The organism is Streptomyces sp. QH1-20 (assembly GCF_041283565.1).
Lineage (GTDB): Bacteria > Actinomycetota > Actinomycetes > Streptomycetales > Streptomycetaceae > Streptomyces > Streptomyces syringius.
The window spans coordinates 3,635,761-3,652,339 of sequence record NZ_CP166299.1; the positions used below are offsets into that span (position 1 = coordinate 3,635,761).

Genomic DNA, 16,579 nt, shown 5'->3' on the forward strand with positions numbered 1-16,579 from the left:
GCTCTGCTAGAGAGCCCCGACCAGACCCGTCAGACCTCTTCGACGCTGCTCGGCTCGCGCCGGGACAGGTCGATACCGAGCTCTTCCGCAGCGCGGAAGACGTCCTCGTCCGTGTCGCGCATCTCGATGGACATGCCGTCCGAGGACAGCACCTCCACGTTGAGGCACAGGGACTGCATTTCCTTGATGAGCACCTTGAAGGACTCGGGAATGCCGGGCTCGGGGATGTTCTCGCCCTTGACGATGGCCTCGTAGACCTTCACGCGGCCGGTGACGTCGTCGGACTTGATGGTCAGCAGCTCCTGGAGGGCGTATGCGGCGCCGTATGCCTCCAGCGCCCACACCTCCATCTCACCGAAGCGCTGGCCACCGAACTGAGCCTTACCACCCAGCGGCTGCTGGGTGATCATCGAGTACGGACCGGTCGAACGGGCGTGCAGCTTGTCGTCGACCAGGTGGTGCAGCTTGAGGATGTACATGTACCCGACCGAGATCGGGTCCGGGAACGGCTCGCCGGAGCGGCCGTCGAACATCCGGGCCTTGCCCGAGGGCAGGACCAGACGGTCACCGTCACGGTTGGGGATCGTGGACTCGAAGAGACCGGCGATCTCGTCCTCGCGGGCGCCGTCGAAGACCGGGGTCGCGACGTTGGTGCCGGCGGCGACATCGTCGGCGCCGATCGCCTGCAGACGCTTCATCCAGTCCTCGTCGCCCTCGACCTTCCAGCCGCGGCTGGCGAGCCAGCCGAGGTGGATCTCGAGGACCTGTCCCGGGTTCATTCGGGACGGGACACCGAGCGGGTTGAGGATGATGTCGACCGGGGTGCCGTCCTCGAGGAACGGCATGTCCTCGACGGGCAGGATCTTCGAGATGACGCCCTTGTTGCCGTGACGGCCGGCGAGCTTGTCACCATCGGTGATCTTGCGCTTCTGCGCCACGTAGACGCGGACCAGCTGGTTCACGCCCGGGGGCAGCTCGTCGCCCTCTTCGCGGTCGAAGACGCGGACGCCGATGACCTTGCCGATCTCGCCGTGCGGGACCTTCAGCGAGGTGTCACGGACCTCACGGGCCTTCTCACCGAAGATCGCGCGGAGCAGGCGCTCCTCCGGGGTCAGCTCGGTCTCACCCTTGGGCGTGACCTTGCCGACGAGGATGTCGCCGGCGACGACCTCGGCACCGATGCGGATGATGCCGCGCTCGTCGAGGTCGGCGAGGACCTCCTCGGAGACGTTCGGGATGTCCCGGGTGATCTCCTCGGGGCCCAGCTTGGTGTCACGGGCGTCGACCTCGTGCTCCTCGATGTGGATCGAGGAGAGGACGTCGTCCTGCACGAGGCGCTGCGACAGGATGATCGCGTCCTCGTAGTTGTGGCCTTCCCACGGCATGAACGCCACGAGGAGGTTCTTGCCGAGCGCCATCTCGCCCTCGTCCGTGGACGGGCCGTCGGCGAGCACCTGGCCGGTGATCACGCGGGCGCCCTCGTCCACGACGACCTTCTGGTTGAAGGACGTGCCCTGGTTCGAGCGGGAGAACTTCGCGACCCGGTACGTGTTGTACGTGCCGTCGTCGTTGGCGACGGTGACGTAGTCCGCGGAGACCTCCTGGACCACACCGTCCTTCTCGGCCTTGATGACGTCACCGGCGTCGACCGCACAGCGGTACTCCATGCCGGTGCCGACCAGCGGGGCCTCCGCCTTGATCAGCGGAACGGCCTGGCGCATCATGTTCGATCCCATGAGCGCGCGGTTGGCGTCGTCGTGCTCGAGGAACGGGATCATGGCGGTCGCGACCGACACCATCTGGCGCGGGGAGACGTCCATGTAGTCGATGTCCGTGCCGGGCACGTAGTCGATCTCGCCGCCACGACGGCGGACCAGGACGCGGTCCTCGGCGTAGGTGTTCTCGTCCGTCAGCGGGGCGTTCGCCTGCGCGATGACGAAGCGGTCCTCCTCGTCGGCGGTGAGGAAGTCCACCTGGTCGGTGACGACACCGTCGACGACCTTGCGGTACGGGGTCTCGACGAAACCGAACGCGTTGACGCGGCCGTACGAGGCGAGCGAGCCGATCAGACCGATGTTCGGGCCTTCGGGCGTCTCGATCGGGCACATGCGGCCGTAGTGCGACGGGTGAACGTCTCGGACCTCGAAGCCGGCCCGCTCACGGGACAGACCACCGGGGCCCAGCGCGGACAGACGACGCTTGTGGGTCAGGCCCGACAGCGGGTTCGTCTGGTCCATGAACTGGGACAGCTGGCTGGTGCCGAAGAACTCCTTGATGGAGGCGACGACCGGCCGGATGTTGATCAGGGTCTGCGGCGTGATCGCCTCGACGTCCTGGGTGGTCATCCGCTCGCGGACGACGCGCTCCATACGAGCCAGACCCGTGCGGACCTGGTTCTGGATGAGCTCGCCGACGTTGCGCAGACGACGGTTGCCGAAGTGGTCGATGTCGTCGGTCTCGACGACGATCGTGGTGCCGTTCTGGCCCACGGTCTCCGTCTCGCCGGCGTGCAGCTTCACCAGGTACTTGATCGTCGCGATGATGTCGTCGACGGTCAGCACACCGGCATCGAGCGGCTGGTCCGCACCGAGCTTCTTGTTGGCCTTGTAGCGGCCGACCTTCGCGAGGTCGTAGCGCTTGGGGTTGAAGTAGAGGTTCTCGAGCAGCGTCTGCGCGGCCTCACGGGTCGGCGGCTCGCCCGGACGCAGCTTGCGGTAGATGTCGAGCAGCGCGTCGTCCTGGCCCTGGGTGTGGTCCTTCTCCAGGGTGGCGCGCATCGACTCGTACTCGCCGAACTCCTCGAGGATCTGCTCGGTCGTCCAACCGAGAGCCTTCAGGAGAACGGTCACGGACTGCTTGCGCTTGCGGTCGATGCGGACACCGACCAGGTCGCGCTTGTCGACCTCGAGCTCCAGCCAGGCACCACGGGAGGGGATCACCCGGGCGGAGAAGATGTCCTTGTCGGACGTCTTGTCGATGGAGGAGTCGAAGTAGACACCCGGCGAGCGGACCAGCTGCGACACGACGACACGCTCGGTGCCGTTGATGCAGAAGGTGCCCTTGTTGGTCATGAGCGGGAAGTCGCCCATGAAGACCGTCTGAGACTTGATCTCACCGGTCTCGTTGTTGGTGAACTCCGCGGTGACGAAGAGCGGGGCCGCGTACGTGAAGTCGCGCTCCTTGCACTCGTCGATGGAGTTCTTCGGCGGCTCGAAACGGTGGTCGCGGAAGGTCAGCGACATCGACCCGGAGAAGTCCTCGATCGGGGAGATCTCTTCGAAGATCTCCTCCAGACCGGACTTGGTGGGGACGTCTTGACCACTGTCCAGCGCAGCCTCGACGCGAGCCTTCCAGGCGGCGTTGCCGAGCAGCCAGTCGAAGCTCTCGGTCTGCAGCGCAAGGAGGTTCGGAACCTCGAGGGGCTCCTTGATCTTCGCAAAAGAGATGCGCAGCGGGGCGGTGCTGGCGCCGTTGTTCGTATTGGCAGTCGAGGCGTTGCGCGAGGCGGCCAAGAGGGGGTCCTTCCGAGGGCTCGGACTCACTACGCGCGTACCGGTCCCGCTCCGTGCATACGAGAGAAATCCCAGCTCAGTGGGTTTCCATCAGCAGTGCTCGACAGCGGGCATGCCCCTGGTGACGGGCAGGGAGCAGCTAACAGGCAGCGCAAAGGGTCAGTGTAGCCACTTGGCCCACTGATGTCCAGAGCGGATTTCCGGAGACCGGTGCGATACCAATCTCTCCCTCCGGGATCCTGTTGTTCCTCGCGTCTGGCACATCGCCTGACGCAAGGCTTCCCTCTTCGTCTTCGATCCATGCCTCGGCCTTTGGATCGATGTGACGCGCGTCCTGAGAATTGCGCGCGACGTGCCGTTCGTCAAGGCCCCTCGGCACCGGGCGGCCCCGTGGAAGCCCCTCAGCAGCCCCCCGCGACCCCTCTGAGCGGCCACCTGTGGACCGCACGACGGGGACAACGAAGATCACCATACTCGCCCCCGGCCACAGGGCAAGGCACCTGCCGGGGGAACGCCCAAGGGCGACCACCCGCATGGGTGATCGCCCTTGAGTTCGCGCTACCGGAACGTGTCCGACGGCACAGGAGAGTCAGCAGTGTCACTTGACCTCGACGGAGGCGCCGGCGCCCTTGAGGGCCTCGGCGGCCTTCTCCGCGGCGTCCTTGGCGACCTTCTCGAGGACCGGCTTCGGGGTGCCGTCGACGAGGTCCTTGGCCTCCTTCAGGCCCAGGGAGGTCAGCTCACGCACGACCTTGATGACCTGGATCTTCTTGTCACCGGCGGCGGTGAGGATGACGTCGAACTCGTCCTGCTCCTCGACGGCCTCGGCGGCGCCACCAGCGGCACCACCGGCGGCGGCAACGGCGACCGGGGCGGCGGCGGTGACGTCGAACTTCTCCTCGAAGGCCTTCACGAACTCGGAGAGCTCGATGAGGGTCATCTCCTCGAACTGGGCGAGCAGGTCGTCCTGGCTGAGCTTCGCCATGATGGCGGTCCTTCCACTAAATCGGCTGGTGCCGGATGTACATTTCGGCGGGCGTACTACGGGCCCGCTGCGACCGTGACGGACGCGAGGTCACACGCTTGCGCGTGATTACTCGGCGGCCTCGGCCTCGACGGGAGCCGGCGTACCGGCACCGCCCTGCTCGACCTTCGCGCGAAGCGCCTCCGCAGTGCGGACGAACTTCGACGGCAGGGCCTGGAAGAGCGCGGCAGCCTGGGACTGCTTGCCCTTCATGGCACCCGCCAGCTTGGCGAGCAGAACCTCGCGGGACTCGAGGTCCGCAAGCTTCTTGATCTCATCGGCGGACAGTGCCTTACCGTCAAGGACACCGCCCTTGATGATCAGGTTCGGGTTCTCCTTGGCGAAGTCACGAAGACCCTTCGCCGACTCCACCGGGTCACCGGTGATGAAGGCAACCGCCGTCGGACCAGTGAAGTGGTCGTCGAGCGTGGTGATCCCGGCCTCGTTGGCCGCAATCTTGGTCAGCGTGTTCTTCACCACGGCGTACTGGGCGTTCTCACCGAGCGAACGGCGCAGCTCCTTGAGCTGTGCCACGGTGAGACCGCGGTACTCGGTCAGCACGGCGGCGTTCGAGCTGCGGAACTGGTCCGTCAGCTCGGCAACCGCGGCAGACTTGTCGGGCCTCGCCATGAGCCTCGGCCTCCTTCCGGGTGATTCGGACCGCATAGACACGCGAAGGGACCTGGGCAAAACGAAACGCCCCGGCGCAGGCGCTCGGGGCGTGTACTCGACCGTCCGGACCAGAAGTCCTCACGGGAGTTCATCCTCAAATCACCTGCGCAGGTCGCCCGCAGCTAGCGGATCCTTCGGCCACCACACCTTCTTGCGAAGGCACAGCAACGACCAGCGGTCTTTGGCTTCTGGCTCAAGGTACGTGAAGGGGGCGCCCGGAAGCAAATCGCCTCCTGCGGGGTGGTTTGAGCGCTGCTCGGCGGGGGTGTGAGGGCCTCCGGCCGACGGCCCTTCCTTCCGGGCGGCCCGGCGCCACAAGGCGTCCAGAAGGCCCGCCAGGCGCCTGTGGGCGGGCACACGAAAAGACCGGGCCCCGCACCCTCGAAAGGGTGCGGGGCCCGGCCCGGTAACGATCGCTCGCTACGAGAACGCGTCTATCAGACGGTCTCGTCCTCCGCGAGGAGGTTGCGGGTGCGGTTGGAGTCCAGCGGGATGCCGGGGCCCATCGTCGTGGTGAGGGTCGCCTTCTTGATGTAGCGGCCCTTGGCGGCGGACGGCTTCAGACGAAGGATCTCGTCCAGCGCCGCGGCGTAGTTCTCGACCAGCTTCGTCTCGTCGAAGGAGACCTTGCCGATGATGAAGTGCAGGTTCGAGTGCTTGTCGACGCGGAACTCGATCTTGCCGCCCTTGATGTCCGTGACAGCCTTCGCCACGTCCGGGGTGACCGTGCCGGTCTTCGGGTTCGGCATCAGACCACGCGGACCGAGCACGCGGCCGAGGCGGCCGACCTTGCCCATGAGGTCCGGGGTGGCGACGACGGCGTCGAAGTCCAGACGGCCCTTCGCAACCTCGTCGATCAGTTCGTCGGAGCCGACGATGTCGGCGCCGGCGGCTTCCGCGGCCGCAGCACGGTCACCGGTCGCGAAGACCAGGACCCGGGCGGTCTTACCGGTGCCGTGCGGAAGGTTCACGGTGCCACGGACCATCTGGTCGGCCTTGCGCGGGTCAACGCCCAGACGCATGGCGACCTCGACGGTGCCGTCGAACTTGGTGGCGGAGGTGTCCTTCGCGAGACGGACGGCCTCGAGGGGGGCGTACAGGCGCTCCGCCTCGACCTTGGCGTCCGCAGCGCGGAGAGTCTTGCTGCGCTTCACTGCTTCTCCTCAGTGGTTATGGAGTCGTGGTGCGGACCAGCGCTGGTCCTCCCACGGGTACTGCCGGGGGGTGGAGACTGATCAGCCCGCGCGTCTTCGCTCGGGCTTTCTCACTCACTCGCTACGCGGTCGACCTCGCTGCGCTCGGCCGGCCACTGCGCGAACTCGCTCGTCAGCCCTCGACCGTGATGCCCATGGAACGGGCGGTGCCGGCGATGATCTTCTCGGCGGCGTCCAGGTCGTTGGCGTTCAGGTCGGGCATCTTCGTGGTGGCGATGTCACGAACCTGGTCGCGGGTGATCTTGGCGACCTTCTTGACGTGCGGCTCGCCGGAGCCCTTCTCCACGCCCGCGGCCTTGAGGATCAGCTTCGCGGCCGGCGGGGTCTTCGTCACGAAGGTGAAGGAGCGGTCTTCGTAGACCGTGATCTCCACCGGCACGACCATGCCACGCTGCGACTCGGTCGCGGCGTTGTAGGCCTTGCAGAACTCCATGATGTTGACGCCGTGCTGGCCCAGCGCGGGGCCGACCGGCGGGGCCGGGTTCGCGGCACCGGCGCTGATCTGGAGCTTGATAAGCCCCGTGATCTTCTTCTTCTTGGGAGGCATTGCTCTCTCCGGGTCCTAGTGAGAGTTTTTTTGCCTGCGCACAGAGCGCGCAGACATACCGCACCACGATAACGGGTAACATGGCTCGGCCAAAAACCGAGCAGGTCAGACCGGCTGCAAGCAGCCAATCTGACCTGTTCGGAGGCTTGTGTACCGGAAGAAACTAGTTCTTCTGGATCTGGTCGAAGCTGAGCTCGACCGGGGTCTCGCGACCGAAGATCTCGACGAGGCCCTTGACCTTCTTCGAGTCGGCGTTGATCTCGTTGATCGTCGCCTGCAGCGTCGCGAACGGGCCGTCGGTGACGGTGACCGAGTCGCCCACCTCGAAGTCCAGCACCTGGACCTCGACCTTGCGGGACGGAGCCGGCTTGCCCTCGGCCTCTGCGGCCTCGCGGGCGGCCTTCTCCTCGGCCTCCGGGGCGAGCATCTTGACGATCTCGTCCAGGGTCAGCGGGTACGGGTCGTAGGCGTTGCCCACGAAGCCGGTGACGCCGGGGGTATTGCGGACGACGCCCCAGGACTCGTTCGTCAGGTCCATGCGCACCAGCACGTAGCCGGGGAGCTTGTTCTGGCGGACGGTGCGGCGGTCGCCGTTCTTGATCTGGACGACCTCTTCCTGCGGCACCTCGGCCTGGAAGATGTAGTCCTCGACGTTGAGCGAGACGGCTCGCTGCTCGAGGTTGGTCTTCACGCGGTTCTCGTAACCCGCGTAGGTGTGGATGACGTACCACTCGCCGGGCAGACCGCGCAGCTCGTCGCGGAGGGCGGCGACCGGGTCGACGGGGGCCTGCTCCTCGGCGGGCTCCTCGGTCTCTTCCTCGGCCTCGGCCGGGGCGGCTTCGGCGGCGTCCTCGGCGGACTCGTCGGAGAGCTCGGCGTTCTCGTCCTCGACGTGGATGGCGCTCTGCTCGGCCGGCTCACCGGCGGCGTCGTCCTCGGCGTCGAGCTCGTCGACGCCGTCGGCGTTCTCGACGATCTGAAGCTCGGTGTCGTCGCCGACCTCGTCCGAGGCAGCCGGCGCGTCCACGTCGGCCGTTGCCGCCTCGACGGGCTCGACGGCGTCGTTCAGGTTCGGGTCAGACACGTGGCTGCTTCTTCCTGGCTTCAAGGGGTGGAACGTGCGAAGGGGCGGCTCTCCTGAGAGCAGCCGCCCTACGCGCGGGTTCAGCCGAAGACGTACTTGACGGCGTTCTCGAACCCATAGTCAATCACGGTCACCAGACCAATGACGATGAGGACAAAGACGATCACCACGGTGGTGTACGTCGAGAGCTGGCTCCTGGTGGGCCAGACGACCTTGCGGAGTTCCGCGACTACCTGGCGGTAAAAGAGTGCGAGGCGCCCGATGGGGCCCTTCTTCCCGCGCTTCCCGCCGCGGCGGCCCTTCTTGGCGGCCACCTCGTCCTCGGGACGACCGCTCTCAGGCGTCGCGGTGGAGCCAAGGGCTTCCGTCACTACGTCCTCACCTGAATCCGGGTCGTGGCCGTGCCGCGCCCGGTTGAGCCGCACGGCGGTGCATTTCAGTACGTACGCATGCACGCACCCTGGTGACGATGCGTGTAGCAGGGCCGAAGGGACTTGAACCCCCAACCGCTGGTTTTGGAGACCAGTGCTCTACCAATTGAGCTACGACCCTTTGTGGTTCCCCCAACGTACCGCATCCACTCGGGTGCACGGTGTGTGCACAGTGGAGTCGCCTGTGAGGGGCCAACGACGCATGAGTGTACGTGCTCCGGGGCCCAGCGTCGAACAGCCGGGGTGCGAGGCGCCTGGATGCAGCCGTGAGAGGGACGTGAGAGGGGGGTCCAGTCCGTCGCCGCAGCCGTCCGTGAAACCCGTGCGCCCGGTTCGTTCCGGGTCTGGGACGATGCCCTCATGACCGCTGCCACTCCTCCCGCACAGTCCCCCACCGACCGTCGGGTGTCGGCCCGCATCGGGTCGATCTCCGAGTCCGCGACCCTCGCCGTGGACGCCAAGGCGAAGGCCCTCAAGGCCGCCGGGCGTCCGGTGATCGGCTTCGGCGCGGGCGAGCCCGACTTCCCCACGCCCGACTACATCGTCGAGGCCGCGGTTCAGGCCTGCCGCAACCCGAAGTTCCACCGCTACACCCCGGCCGGCGGGCTCCCCGAGCTCAAGGCCGCGATCGCCGCGAAGACGCTGCGCGACTCGGGTTACGAGATCGACGCCTCCCAGGTGCTCGTCACCAACGGCGGCAAGCAGGCCATCTACGAGGCCTTCGCCGCGATCCTCGACCCGGGCGACGAGGTCATCGTCCCGGCCCCGTACTGGACCACCTACCCCGAGTCGATCCGCCTCGCGGGCGGTGTCCCGGTGGACGTCGTCGCGGACGAGACGACCGGCTACCGCGTCTCGGTCGAGCAGCTCGAGGCGGCCCGTACGCCGAACACGAAGGTGCTGCTCTTCGTCTCCCCGTCGAACCCGACCGGCGCGGTGTACACCCGGGCCCAGGTCGAGGAGATCGGCCGCTGGGCCGCCGAGCACGGCCTGTGGGTGCTGACCGACGAGATCTACGAGCACCTGGTCTACGGCGACGCCGAGTTCTGCTCGCTGCCTGTCGTGGTGCCGGAGCTGCGCGACAAGTGCGTCGTGGTCAACGGTGTCGCGAAGACGTACGCGATGACCGGCTGGCGCGTGGGGTGGATCGTCGGCCCGAAGGACGTCGTGAAGGCCGCCACGAACCTCCAGTCGCACGCCACGTCCAACGTCTCCAACGTGGCGCAGATGGCTGCCCTGGCCGCCGTCTCGGGCGATCTGACGGCCGTCGAGGAGATGAAGGTCTCCTTCGACCGCCGCCGCCGCACGATCGTCCGGATGCTCAACGAGATCGACGGCGTGCTGTGTCCCGAGCCGGAGGGCGCGTTCTACGCCTACCCGTCCGTGAAGGCGCTGCTCGGCAAGGAGATCCGTGGCAAGCGGCCCACCACGTCGGTGGAGCTGGCCGCCCTGATCCTCGACGAGGCCGAGGTCGCGGTCGTCCCCGGTGAGGCCTTCGGGACGCCGGGCTACCTGCGCCTTTCCTACGCCCTGGGCGACGAGGACCTGATCGAGGGCGTCTCGCGGATCCAGAAGCTGCTGGCCGAGGCGAAGGCGTAACGCCCGGCGCCGTGTGTGCGGAACGCGGGTCTCCGGCTGCGGCCGGGGGCCCGCGTTCCGGTTTCCGGCCTGACGTTTCGGCCGCGCCTTCGGCTTTGCATTCGCCTCAGCGCTCGTTCAGGTAATTCCCCTACCGCTTGTCACACGTATACGGCAAGATCCTGGGATGCGGCAGTCTTCCGGGGAGCAGCCCCCGTACCCCAGCGAATCCGTCCGTGACGTCCGTTTGCTGCCGAAGGCCCATCTGCATCTGCACTTCACGGGCTCGATGCGCCCCTCGACCCTGATCGAGCTGGCGGACAAGTACGGCGTGCACCTGCCCGAGGCCCTGAGCGGCGGCGAGCCGCCCCGGCTGCGCGCCACCGACGAGCGCGGCTGGTTCCGCTTCCAGCGGCTGTACGACATCGCCCGGTCCTGTCTGCGCTCCCCCGACGACATCCGGCGCCTGGTGCACGAGGCCGCCGAGGAGGACGTCCGCGACGGCTCGCGCTGGCTGGAGATCCAGGTCGACCCCACGTCGTACGCACCGCGGCTGGGCGGGCTGATCCCCGCCCTGGAGATCATCCTGGACGCGGTGGACAGCGCCTCGCGGGAGACCGGGCTGGGCATGCGGGTGCTCGTCGCCGCGAACCGCATGAAGCACCCGCTGGACGCCCGCACCCTCGCCCGCCTCGCGGTGCGCTACGCCGACCGGGGCGTGGTCGGCTTCGGGCTCTCCAACGACGAGCGGCGCGGTCTCGCCCGCGACTTCGACCGGGCCTTCGAGATCGCCCGCGAGGGCGGTCTGCTGGCCGCCCCGCACGGCGGCGAGCTGTCGGGGCCCAGCAGTGTGCGCGACTGCCTGGACGACCTGCACGCGGGCCGCGTGGGCCACGGCGTCCGCGCCGCCGAGGACCCGCGCCTGCTGCGCAAGCTCGCCGAGCGCGGTGTGACGTGCGAGGTCTGCCCCTCGTCGAACGTGGCCCTGGGCGTCTACGAGAAGCCGGGGGACGTGCCGCTGCGGACCCTGTACGAGGCGGGCGTGCCGATAGCGCTGGGCGCGGACGACCCGCTGCTCTTCGGCTCCCGCCTGGCCGCCCAGTACGAGCTGGCCCGCGAGCACCACGGCTTCACGGACGCGGAGCTGGCGGAGCTGGCGAGGCAGTCGGTGCGGGGGTCGGCCGCGCCGACGGGTGTGCGGGAGAAGCTGCTCGCGGAGGTGGACGAGTGGCTGGCTGCACCCGGCCCGGCCGGCGTCTGAGGCCCGGGGGCCCGGGGGCGGAGCCCCCGGTCACGGGAAGGGGCGGCGGGTAGGGGAAAGCGTCCCTACAGGCTGACGCCCACCGTGACCGGCTCGTTCACCAGCGTCACGCCGAACGCCGCGAACACCCCGTCCCGGACCTCCCGCGCGAGCGCGAGCAGGTCCTCGGTCGTGGCCCCGCCCCGGTTCGTCAGCGCGAGCGTGTGCTTCGTCGAGATCCGGGCCGGGCCGGCCCCGTACCCCTTCGTGAAGCCCGCCTTGTCGATCAGCCACGCCGCCGACGTCTTGGTGAAGCCGTCGCCCGCCGGGTAGGCGGGCGGCGTGACGTCCGGACCCAGCCGCTCCGCGACGCGGGCCAGGAAGGCCGCGTGCTCGGCCTCGGTGAGTATCGGGTTGGTGAAGAAGGACCCGGCGGACCAGGTGTCGTGGTCCTCGGCGTCGAGGACCATGCCCTTGCCCGCGCGCAGCTTCAGCACCGTCTCGCGGGCCGTGGCGGCGGGTACGCGCTCGCCGGCCTCGACACCGAGGGCCCGGGCGGTCTCGGGGTACTTCAGGGGCGCGGACAGCCCGCCCGCGTCCTCCAGCTCGAAGCGGACGCGCAGCACGACGTGGCGCGTGGGGTCCTGCTTGAAGCGGCTGTGGCGGTAGGAGAAGCCGCAGTCGGCGTTGGGGATGGTGACGACCTCGTCGGCACGGCGGTCGTAGGCGACGACCTCGGTGATGGTCGCCGAGACCTCCTGCCCGTAGGCGCCGACGTTCTGGATCGGGGTGGCACCGGCGGAGCCCGGCACGCCGGCCATGCACTCGATGCCGGCCAGACCGGCCTCGACGGTGCGGGCCACGGCGTCGGACCAGTTCTCGCCGGCGGCCAGCTCGAGGCGGGTGCCGTCGAGGCGGAAGCCGGTGGTGGCGATGCGCAGGGCTGTGCCCTCGAAGCCCTTGTCGGAGATGACCAGGTTGCTGCCGCCGCCGATGATCAGCAGCGGGGTGCCGCTCGCGTCGGCCTCGCGGACGACCGCGATGACCTCGTCGTCGGTGGTGGCCGTGACAAGGCGGGTCGCGGGGCCGCCGAGACGGAAGGTGGTCAGGGGGGCGAGGGGGGCGTCGTGGAGTTCCTGCACGAGCACAAGAGTACGGGGGCGCTGCGCTGGGCTTGCGGGGTGCGGTGGGTTGGACGCAGCCTGCGATCCCGTCACCGTCCGTAGTGGGTACGCGTAAGGGGCACCCGCGTTGGCGGGTGCCCCTTACGCGTCGTTACGTGCTCAGGCGAGGCGGACCGTGGCGCGGGACATGCCCAGCACCTTCTGGCCGTCGCTCTTGGCCACGAGGTCGACGCGGACCGTGCGGGCCTCGTCGTCCTTGGCCGCGACCTTGGCGCTGACCTCGATGACCGCGCCCTTGTCGTCGTTCGGCACGACGACCGGCTTGGTGAAGCGCACGCCGTACTCGACCACGGAGGCCGGGTCGCCGGCCCAGTCGGTCACCACGCGGATCGCCTCGGCCATGGTGAACATGCCGTGCGCGATGACGTCCGGCAGTCCGACCTCCTTGGCGAACTTCTCGTTCCAGTGGATCGGGTTGAAGTCGCCGGAGGCGCCCGCGTACTGCACGAGCATGGCGCGCGTCACCGGGAAGGACTGGGCGGGCAGCTCGGTGCCGACCGCCACCTCGTCGTAGGAAATCCGGGCGGTCATCACGCCTCCTCGGCGGCGCGGGCCACCAGCATCGTGTGCGCGGTCACCACGTGCTCGCCGCTCGCGTCGTGGACCTCGCCACGCACCGACAGCACGTCGTTGCCCGCCAGGGACTTGATCGACTCGATCGTGGAGGTGACCGACAGCCGGTCACCGGCGCGGACAGGGCGGGTATAGGCGAACTTCTGGTCGCCGTGCACCACGCGGTCGTAGTCCAGGCCCAGCTGCGGGTCCTGGATGACCTGCCCGGCCGCCTTGAATGTGATCGCAAACACGAAAGTCGGCGGGGCGATCACGTCCGAATGACCGAGCGCCTTGGCGGCCTCGGGGTCGCGGTACACCGGATTGGCATCGCCGACGGCCTCGGCGAATTCGCGGATCTTCTCCCGGCCGACCTCATACGGGTCGGTGGCCGGATAGGTCCGTCCGACGAAGGACTGGTCGAGCGCCATCGGCTCGGCACCTCCAGAGTGGACTGGGTGGGGATACGCCGTGAGGCCGCCCCCAAGAAATGGGGACGGCCTCACGAACGAGCCTGAGTGTTATCGCGTTTCGCGGTGCGCGGTGTGCGCCTTGCAACGCGGGCAGTGCTTCTTCATCTCCAGTCGGTCCGGGTCGTTACGCCGGTTCTTCTTGGTGATGTAGTTCCGCTCCTTGCACTCCACGCAGGCCAGCGTGATCTTCGGGCGGACGTCGGTGGCAGCCACGTGAGTGCTCCTTGACGGAATGGACGGATGAACGCATAAAAGAGTAGCCGATCGGAGGACCGACCCCACAATCGGCTACTGTGTGTAGCGGTGACCGGACTTGAACCGGTGACACAGCGATTATGAGCCGCTTGCTCTACCGACTGAGCTACACCGCTTTGATGCGAGAGAGATCCTCGCCCTCACAGGCGAGGAACCTCACACACCAGAGCCCCAATACGGAATCGAACCGTAGACCTTCTCCTTACCATGGAGACGCTCTGCCGACTGAGCTATTGGGGCGAGCGAGGAAGACATTACACGGTCTGCGGCCGAAGGTGAAATCCGTATCGGACCGCCGTACGCAGGGCCTTCTCACGGCTCTCGCCGACCCCCTCCCCGAGGGCCTCAGGGGCCACACCAGTACGACTATTGGCCGCCTCCTCGAAGCCGCCCCACCTGCGCCCTAGGCTCGGTCCAGCTGCGTGATCATGCCTCGCCACCGGCCCGGAGGAGCGCCATGCCCGACAGCCAGCCGCAGCCGCCGAGGAAGCCCGACGGCGACGCCGTCGGCCCGCCCCCGCAGGGCGGGGGTGCCTTGGTGCTCTGCGGCGCCCGGCTCGCCGACGGCCGCACCGTGGACGTCCGGCTCAGCAACGGCCGCATCGAGGCCGTCGGAACGGCCGGCAGCCTCGTGCCCGGGCCCCGCGTCGACCTCGGCGGCTATCTGCTGCTGCCCGCCCCCGCCGAGCCCCACGCGCACTGCGACACCGCGCTGACCGCCGACATCGGCGGCCCCGTCTCGTACGCCGTCGAGGACGTCCAGCGGCGCACCACGGAGGCCGCGCTGCTGCAACTCGGCCACGGCGCGACCGCGCTGCGCTCCCACGTCCGGATCGGCGACGTCCAGGGGCTGCGGTCGCTGGAGGCGGTGCTCCAGGCGCGCCGGGCGCTGCGCGGCCTCACCGACCTGACCGCCGTCGCGGTGCCCCGGCTGCTGACCGGCGCCGCCGGGGCCGACGGGCTGGCCATGCTGCGGGACGCCGTGAAGATGGGAGCGTCCGTCGTCGGCGGCTGCCCCGACCTCGACCCCGATCCGACGGGCTACGCCGAGGCCGTCCTGGACATCGCCGCCGAGCACGGCTGCGCCGTCGACCTGCACACGGACGGTGACGACCCGGTCCGGCTGGCCCGGCTGGCCGCCATGGCCGGGGGCCTGCGGCCCGGTGTCACCCTCGGTCCGTGCGGCGGCCTGGCCCGGCTGCCCCGTGAGCCGGCGCTGCGGGCGGCCGAACAGCTCGCGGCGGCGGGCGTGACCGTGGTCTGCCTGCCCCAGGGCGACTGCTGCGCGTCGGGGCCGCACCGGGGCCGGGTCTCGACCTGCGCGCCGGTGCGGCTGCTGCGGGCGGCGGGCGTCGAGGTGGCGGCGGGCAGCGGTGCGCTGCGGGACGCGGCCAACCCGGTGGGGCGGGGTGACCCCATCGAGGCCGCGTTCCTGCTGGCCTCGCGCGGCGAGCTGCGTCCCGAGGAGGCGTACGCGGCGGTCAGCGACCGGGCGCGGGCGGCGATGGGGCTGCCGGAGGTGCGGGTGGAGGCGGGCTTCCCCGCCGAGCTGCTGGCCGTGCGGGGCGGCGGCGTCGCGGGGATGCTCTCGCTCGCCTACAGCCGCCTGGTGGTCCACGAGGGGCGGGTGGTGGCCCGTACGAGCGCGGTTCGGGAGTTCCGGGACTCGCGGGCGATGGTGGCCCTGGACCTGCCCCGGCAGTCCTCGCGGGGCGGTGGCGAGCCGGGCTGAGCGGTCGCCCCGGGTGAAGTGGCCGATCTTGCCCGTGCGTCCGATGGCGGCCCGGGGCGTACGGCGTACGGTCGGAGACATGCGCATTGTCATCGCTGGTGGACATGGTCAGATCGCGCTACGGCTGGAGCGTTTGCTCGCCGGGCGCGGTGACGAGGTAGCGGGTGTGATCCGCAAGCCGGGGCAGGCGGGCGCGCTCCTCGCGGCGGGTGCCGAGCCGGTCGTGTGCGATCTGGAGTCGGCGACGGTGGAGGAGCTCGTCCGGCATCTGGAGGGCGCGGACGCCGCCGTCTTCGCGGCCGGGGCGGGGCCGGGCAGCGGCATCGAGCGCAAGGACACCGTGGACCGGGCCGCGGCCTCCCTCTTCGCCGACGCGGCGGAGGCGGCCGGGGTCCGCCGCTACGTGATCGTCTCGTCCATGGGCGCGGACCGCGAGCCGCCCGAGGGCACGGACCCGGTCTTCGCGGCCTATCTGCGGGCGAAGGGCGCGGCGGACGACGACGTGCGTTCCCGGGCCGGCCTGGACTGGACCGTCCTGCGCCCGGGCCGGCTCACGGACGACCCCGGTACGGGCCGGGTGACGCTGGCGGAGTCGACGGGCCGGGGCGAGGTGACCCGCGACGACGTGGCGGCGGTCCTGGCCGCGCTCCTCGCCGAGCCGGACACGGCGGGCCGCACGCTGGAGCTGATCGGTGGCGACATCCCGGTGGAGCAGGCGGTCAAGGCGGTCGCGGCGGGGTAGCGGGCCGGCTGCCGCCGATTCGCCGCCGCCGGAAAACGAAAGGACCCCCGACCAGAAGGTCGGGGGTCTCGTTCCGTGGCGGCGCCAGGGTTCGAACCTGGGTAGGCTGAGCCGGCAGATTTACAGTCTGCTCCCTTTGGCCACTCGGGCACACCGCCAAGGGTCGCTGCCTGGATTCCCACCTCGCGGCGGTTGTCCGTGGCAACGACGTAAACCATACCCGATGACCAGGGGTGGTCCGCCACTCGATTCGCGGCCCCTCGATCGGGCCCCGGGTGGCTAGGCTGGCAGCGGCCCTCCGGGGCCGTACCCCTGATGGATCTACGTACGAGGAGCCAA

The 16,579-nt window shown here is 69.2% G+C and carries 15 protein-coding genes and 4 tRNA genes; 4 read left to right on the top strand and 15 right to left on the bottom strand.

The genetic code is table 11. The features are described 5' to 3' along the window. Positions 1-29 precede the first annotated feature (29 nt). The 8 genes from rpoB to AB8O64_RS16295 form a co-directional block, all read right to left on the bottom strand. Positions 30-3,512: a DNA-directed RNA polymerase subunit beta gene (gene rpoB / locus AB8O64_RS16260; RefSeq protein ID WP_130878954.1), complete on the bottom strand. Its 3,483-nt coding sequence runs from the start codon at positions 3,510-3,512 to the stop codon at positions 30-32. A gap of 598 nt (positions 3,513-4,110) precedes the next feature. After that, positions 4,111-4,497, bottom strand: a complete 387-nt coding sequence (gene rplL, locus AB8O64_RS16265) for a 50S ribosomal protein L7/L12 (protein WP_356449001.1) — start codon at positions 4,495-4,497, stop codon at positions 4,111-4,113. Between the two features lie 108 nt (positions 4,498-4,605). After that, a complete protein-coding gene (rplJ, locus tag AB8O64_RS16270; RefSeq protein WP_130878952.1) occupies positions 4,606-5,166 on the bottom strand; it encodes a 50S ribosomal protein L10 in 561 nt (186 codons plus the stop codon). A gap of 479 nt (positions 5,167-5,645) precedes the next feature. Next, on the bottom strand, positions 5,646-6,362 hold the full coding sequence (gene rplA, locus AB8O64_RS16275; RefSeq protein ID WP_130878951.1) for a 50S ribosomal protein L1: 717 nt from the start codon (positions 6,360-6,362) through the stop codon (positions 5,646-5,648). Between the two features lie 172 nt (positions 6,363-6,534). After that, complete coding sequence (gene rplK, locus AB8O64_RS16280; RefSeq protein WP_130878950.1) at positions 6,535-6,969, bottom strand: 50S ribosomal protein L11; 435 nt, start codon at positions 6,967-6,969, stop codon at positions 6,535-6,537. Positions 6,970-7,132: 163 nt separating this feature from the next. Then, complete coding sequence (nusG, locus tag AB8O64_RS16285) at positions 7,133-8,053, bottom strand: transcription termination/antitermination protein NusG (RefSeq protein ID WP_365184796.1); 921 nt, start codon at positions 8,051-8,053, stop codon at positions 7,133-7,135. Between the two features lie 80 nt (positions 8,054-8,133). Then, positions 8,134-8,424 carry a preprotein translocase subunit SecE gene (gene secE / locus AB8O64_RS16290; protein ID WP_130879202.1) on the bottom strand — a complete coding sequence of 97 codons (291 nt, stop codon included), beginning with the start codon at positions 8,422-8,424 and terminating at the stop codon, positions 8,134-8,136. A gap of 108 nt (positions 8,425-8,532) precedes the next feature. Beyond that, positions 8,533-8,605: transfer RNA gene (locus AB8O64_RS16295), tRNA-Trp, on the bottom strand. A 239-nt stretch (positions 8,606-8,844) separates the two neighbouring features. On the opposite strand from AB8O64_RS16295, the gene AB8O64_RS16300 reads away from it, so the two are divergent. After that, positions 8,845-10,083, top strand: a complete 1,239-nt coding sequence (locus AB8O64_RS16300; protein ID WP_370419789.1) for a pyridoxal phosphate-dependent aminotransferase — start codon at positions 8,845-8,847, stop codon at positions 10,081-10,083. Between the two features lie 166 nt (positions 10,084-10,249). Beyond that, a complete protein-coding gene (locus AB8O64_RS16305; protein WP_370419790.1) occupies positions 10,250-11,323 on the top strand; it encodes an adenosine deaminase in 1,074 nt (357 codons plus the stop codon). 65 nt (positions 11,324-11,388) lie between these two features. Here the strand turns inward: AB8O64_RS16305 and AB8O64_RS16310 are convergent, their stop codons facing one another. From AB8O64_RS16310 to AB8O64_RS16335, 6 genes are all read right to left on the bottom strand, one after another. Continuing rightward, positions 11,389-12,444, bottom strand: coding sequence for a UDP-N-acetylmuramate dehydrogenase (locus AB8O64_RS16310; RefSeq protein ID WP_370419791.1), 1,056 nt, complete (start codon positions 12,442-12,444; stop codon positions 11,389-11,391). A gap of 141 nt (positions 12,445-12,585) precedes the next feature. Beyond that, positions 12,586-13,017 (bottom strand): MaoC family dehydratase, encoded by a 432-nt coding sequence (locus AB8O64_RS16315; protein ID WP_184733866.1) that lies wholly within the window; start codon positions 13,015-13,017, stop codon positions 12,586-12,588. Beyond that, entirely contained in the window at positions 13,017-13,469 is a 453-nt protein-coding gene (locus tag AB8O64_RS16320; protein ID WP_370419792.1) for a MaoC family dehydratase N-terminal domain-containing protein, read from the bottom strand. The genes AB8O64_RS16315 and AB8O64_RS16320 overlap by 1 nt, the downstream gene beginning before the upstream one ends. 90 nt (positions 13,470-13,559) lie before the next feature. Next, positions 13,560-13,724 carry a 50S ribosomal protein L33 gene (rpmG, locus tag AB8O64_RS16325; RefSeq protein WP_087927546.1) on the bottom strand — a complete coding sequence of 55 codons (165 nt, stop codon included), beginning with the start codon at positions 13,722-13,724 and terminating at the stop codon, positions 13,560-13,562. Between the two features lie 85 nt (positions 13,725-13,809). Then, positions 13,810-13,882: transfer RNA gene (locus tag AB8O64_RS16330), tRNA-Met, on the bottom strand. Between the two features lie 51 nt (positions 13,883-13,933). Then, positions 13,934-14,006: transfer RNA gene (locus tag AB8O64_RS16335), tRNA-Thr, on the bottom strand. A gap of 217 nt (positions 14,007-14,223) precedes the next feature. Here AB8O64_RS16335 and AB8O64_RS16340 point away from each other — a divergent pair. Together AB8O64_RS16340 and AB8O64_RS16345 are read left to right on the top strand one after the other, a co-directional pair. Then, complete coding sequence (locus AB8O64_RS16340; protein WP_370419793.1) at positions 14,224-15,498, top strand: amidohydrolase family protein; 1,275 nt, start codon at positions 14,224-14,226, stop codon at positions 15,496-15,498. Between the two features lie 79 nt (positions 15,499-15,577). Then, positions 15,578-16,240 carry an NAD(P)H-binding protein gene (locus tag AB8O64_RS16345; protein ID WP_370419794.1) on the top strand — a complete coding sequence of 221 codons (663 nt, stop codon included), beginning with the start codon at positions 15,578-15,580 and terminating at the stop codon, positions 16,238-16,240. Positions 16,241-16,316: 76 nt separating this feature from the next. On the opposite strand, the gene AB8O64_RS16350 is transcribed toward AB8O64_RS16345, so the two are convergent. Further along, positions 16,317-16,398, bottom strand: a tRNA-Tyr gene (locus tag AB8O64_RS16350). Between the last annotated feature and the right edge of the window lie 181 nt (positions 16,399-16,579).

Excerpts from the sequence above, each read along its gene's own strand:
- rplL (WP_356449001.1), bottom strand. The coding sequence starts at position 4,497 with ATGGCGAAGCTCAGCCAGGACGACCTGCTCGCCCAGTTCGAGGAGATG.
- rplJ (WP_130878952.1), bottom strand. The coding sequence starts at position 5,166 with ATGGCGAGGCCCGACAAGTCTGCCGCGGTTGCCGAGCTGACGGACCAG.
- rplK (WP_130878950.1), bottom strand. The coding sequence starts at position 6,969 with ATGCCTCCCAAGAAGAAGAAGATCACGGGGCTTATCAAGCTCCAGATC.
- AB8O64_RS16300 (WP_370419789.1), top strand. The coding sequence starts at position 8,845 with ATGACCGCTGCCACTCCTCCCGCACAGTCCCCCACCGACCGTCGGGTG.
- AB8O64_RS16305 (WP_370419790.1), top strand. The coding sequence starts at position 10,250 with ATGCGGCAGTCTTCCGGGGAGCAGCCCCCGTACCCCAGCGAATCCGTC.
- AB8O64_RS16315 (WP_184733866.1), bottom strand. The coding sequence starts at position 13,017 with ATGACCGCCCGGATTTCCTACGACGAGGTGGCGGTCGGCACCGAGCTG.
- AB8O64_RS16320 (WP_370419792.1), bottom strand. The coding sequence starts at position 13,469 with ATGGCGCTCGACCAGTCCTTCGTCGGACGGACCTATCCGGCCACCGAC.
- AB8O64_RS16340 (WP_370419793.1), top strand. The coding sequence starts at position 14,224 with ATGCCCGACAGCCAGCCGCAGCCGCCGAGGAAGCCCGACGGCGACGCC.
- AB8O64_RS16345 (WP_370419794.1), top strand. The coding sequence starts at position 15,578 with ATGCGCATTGTCATCGCTGGTGGACATGGTCAGATCGCGCTACGGCTG.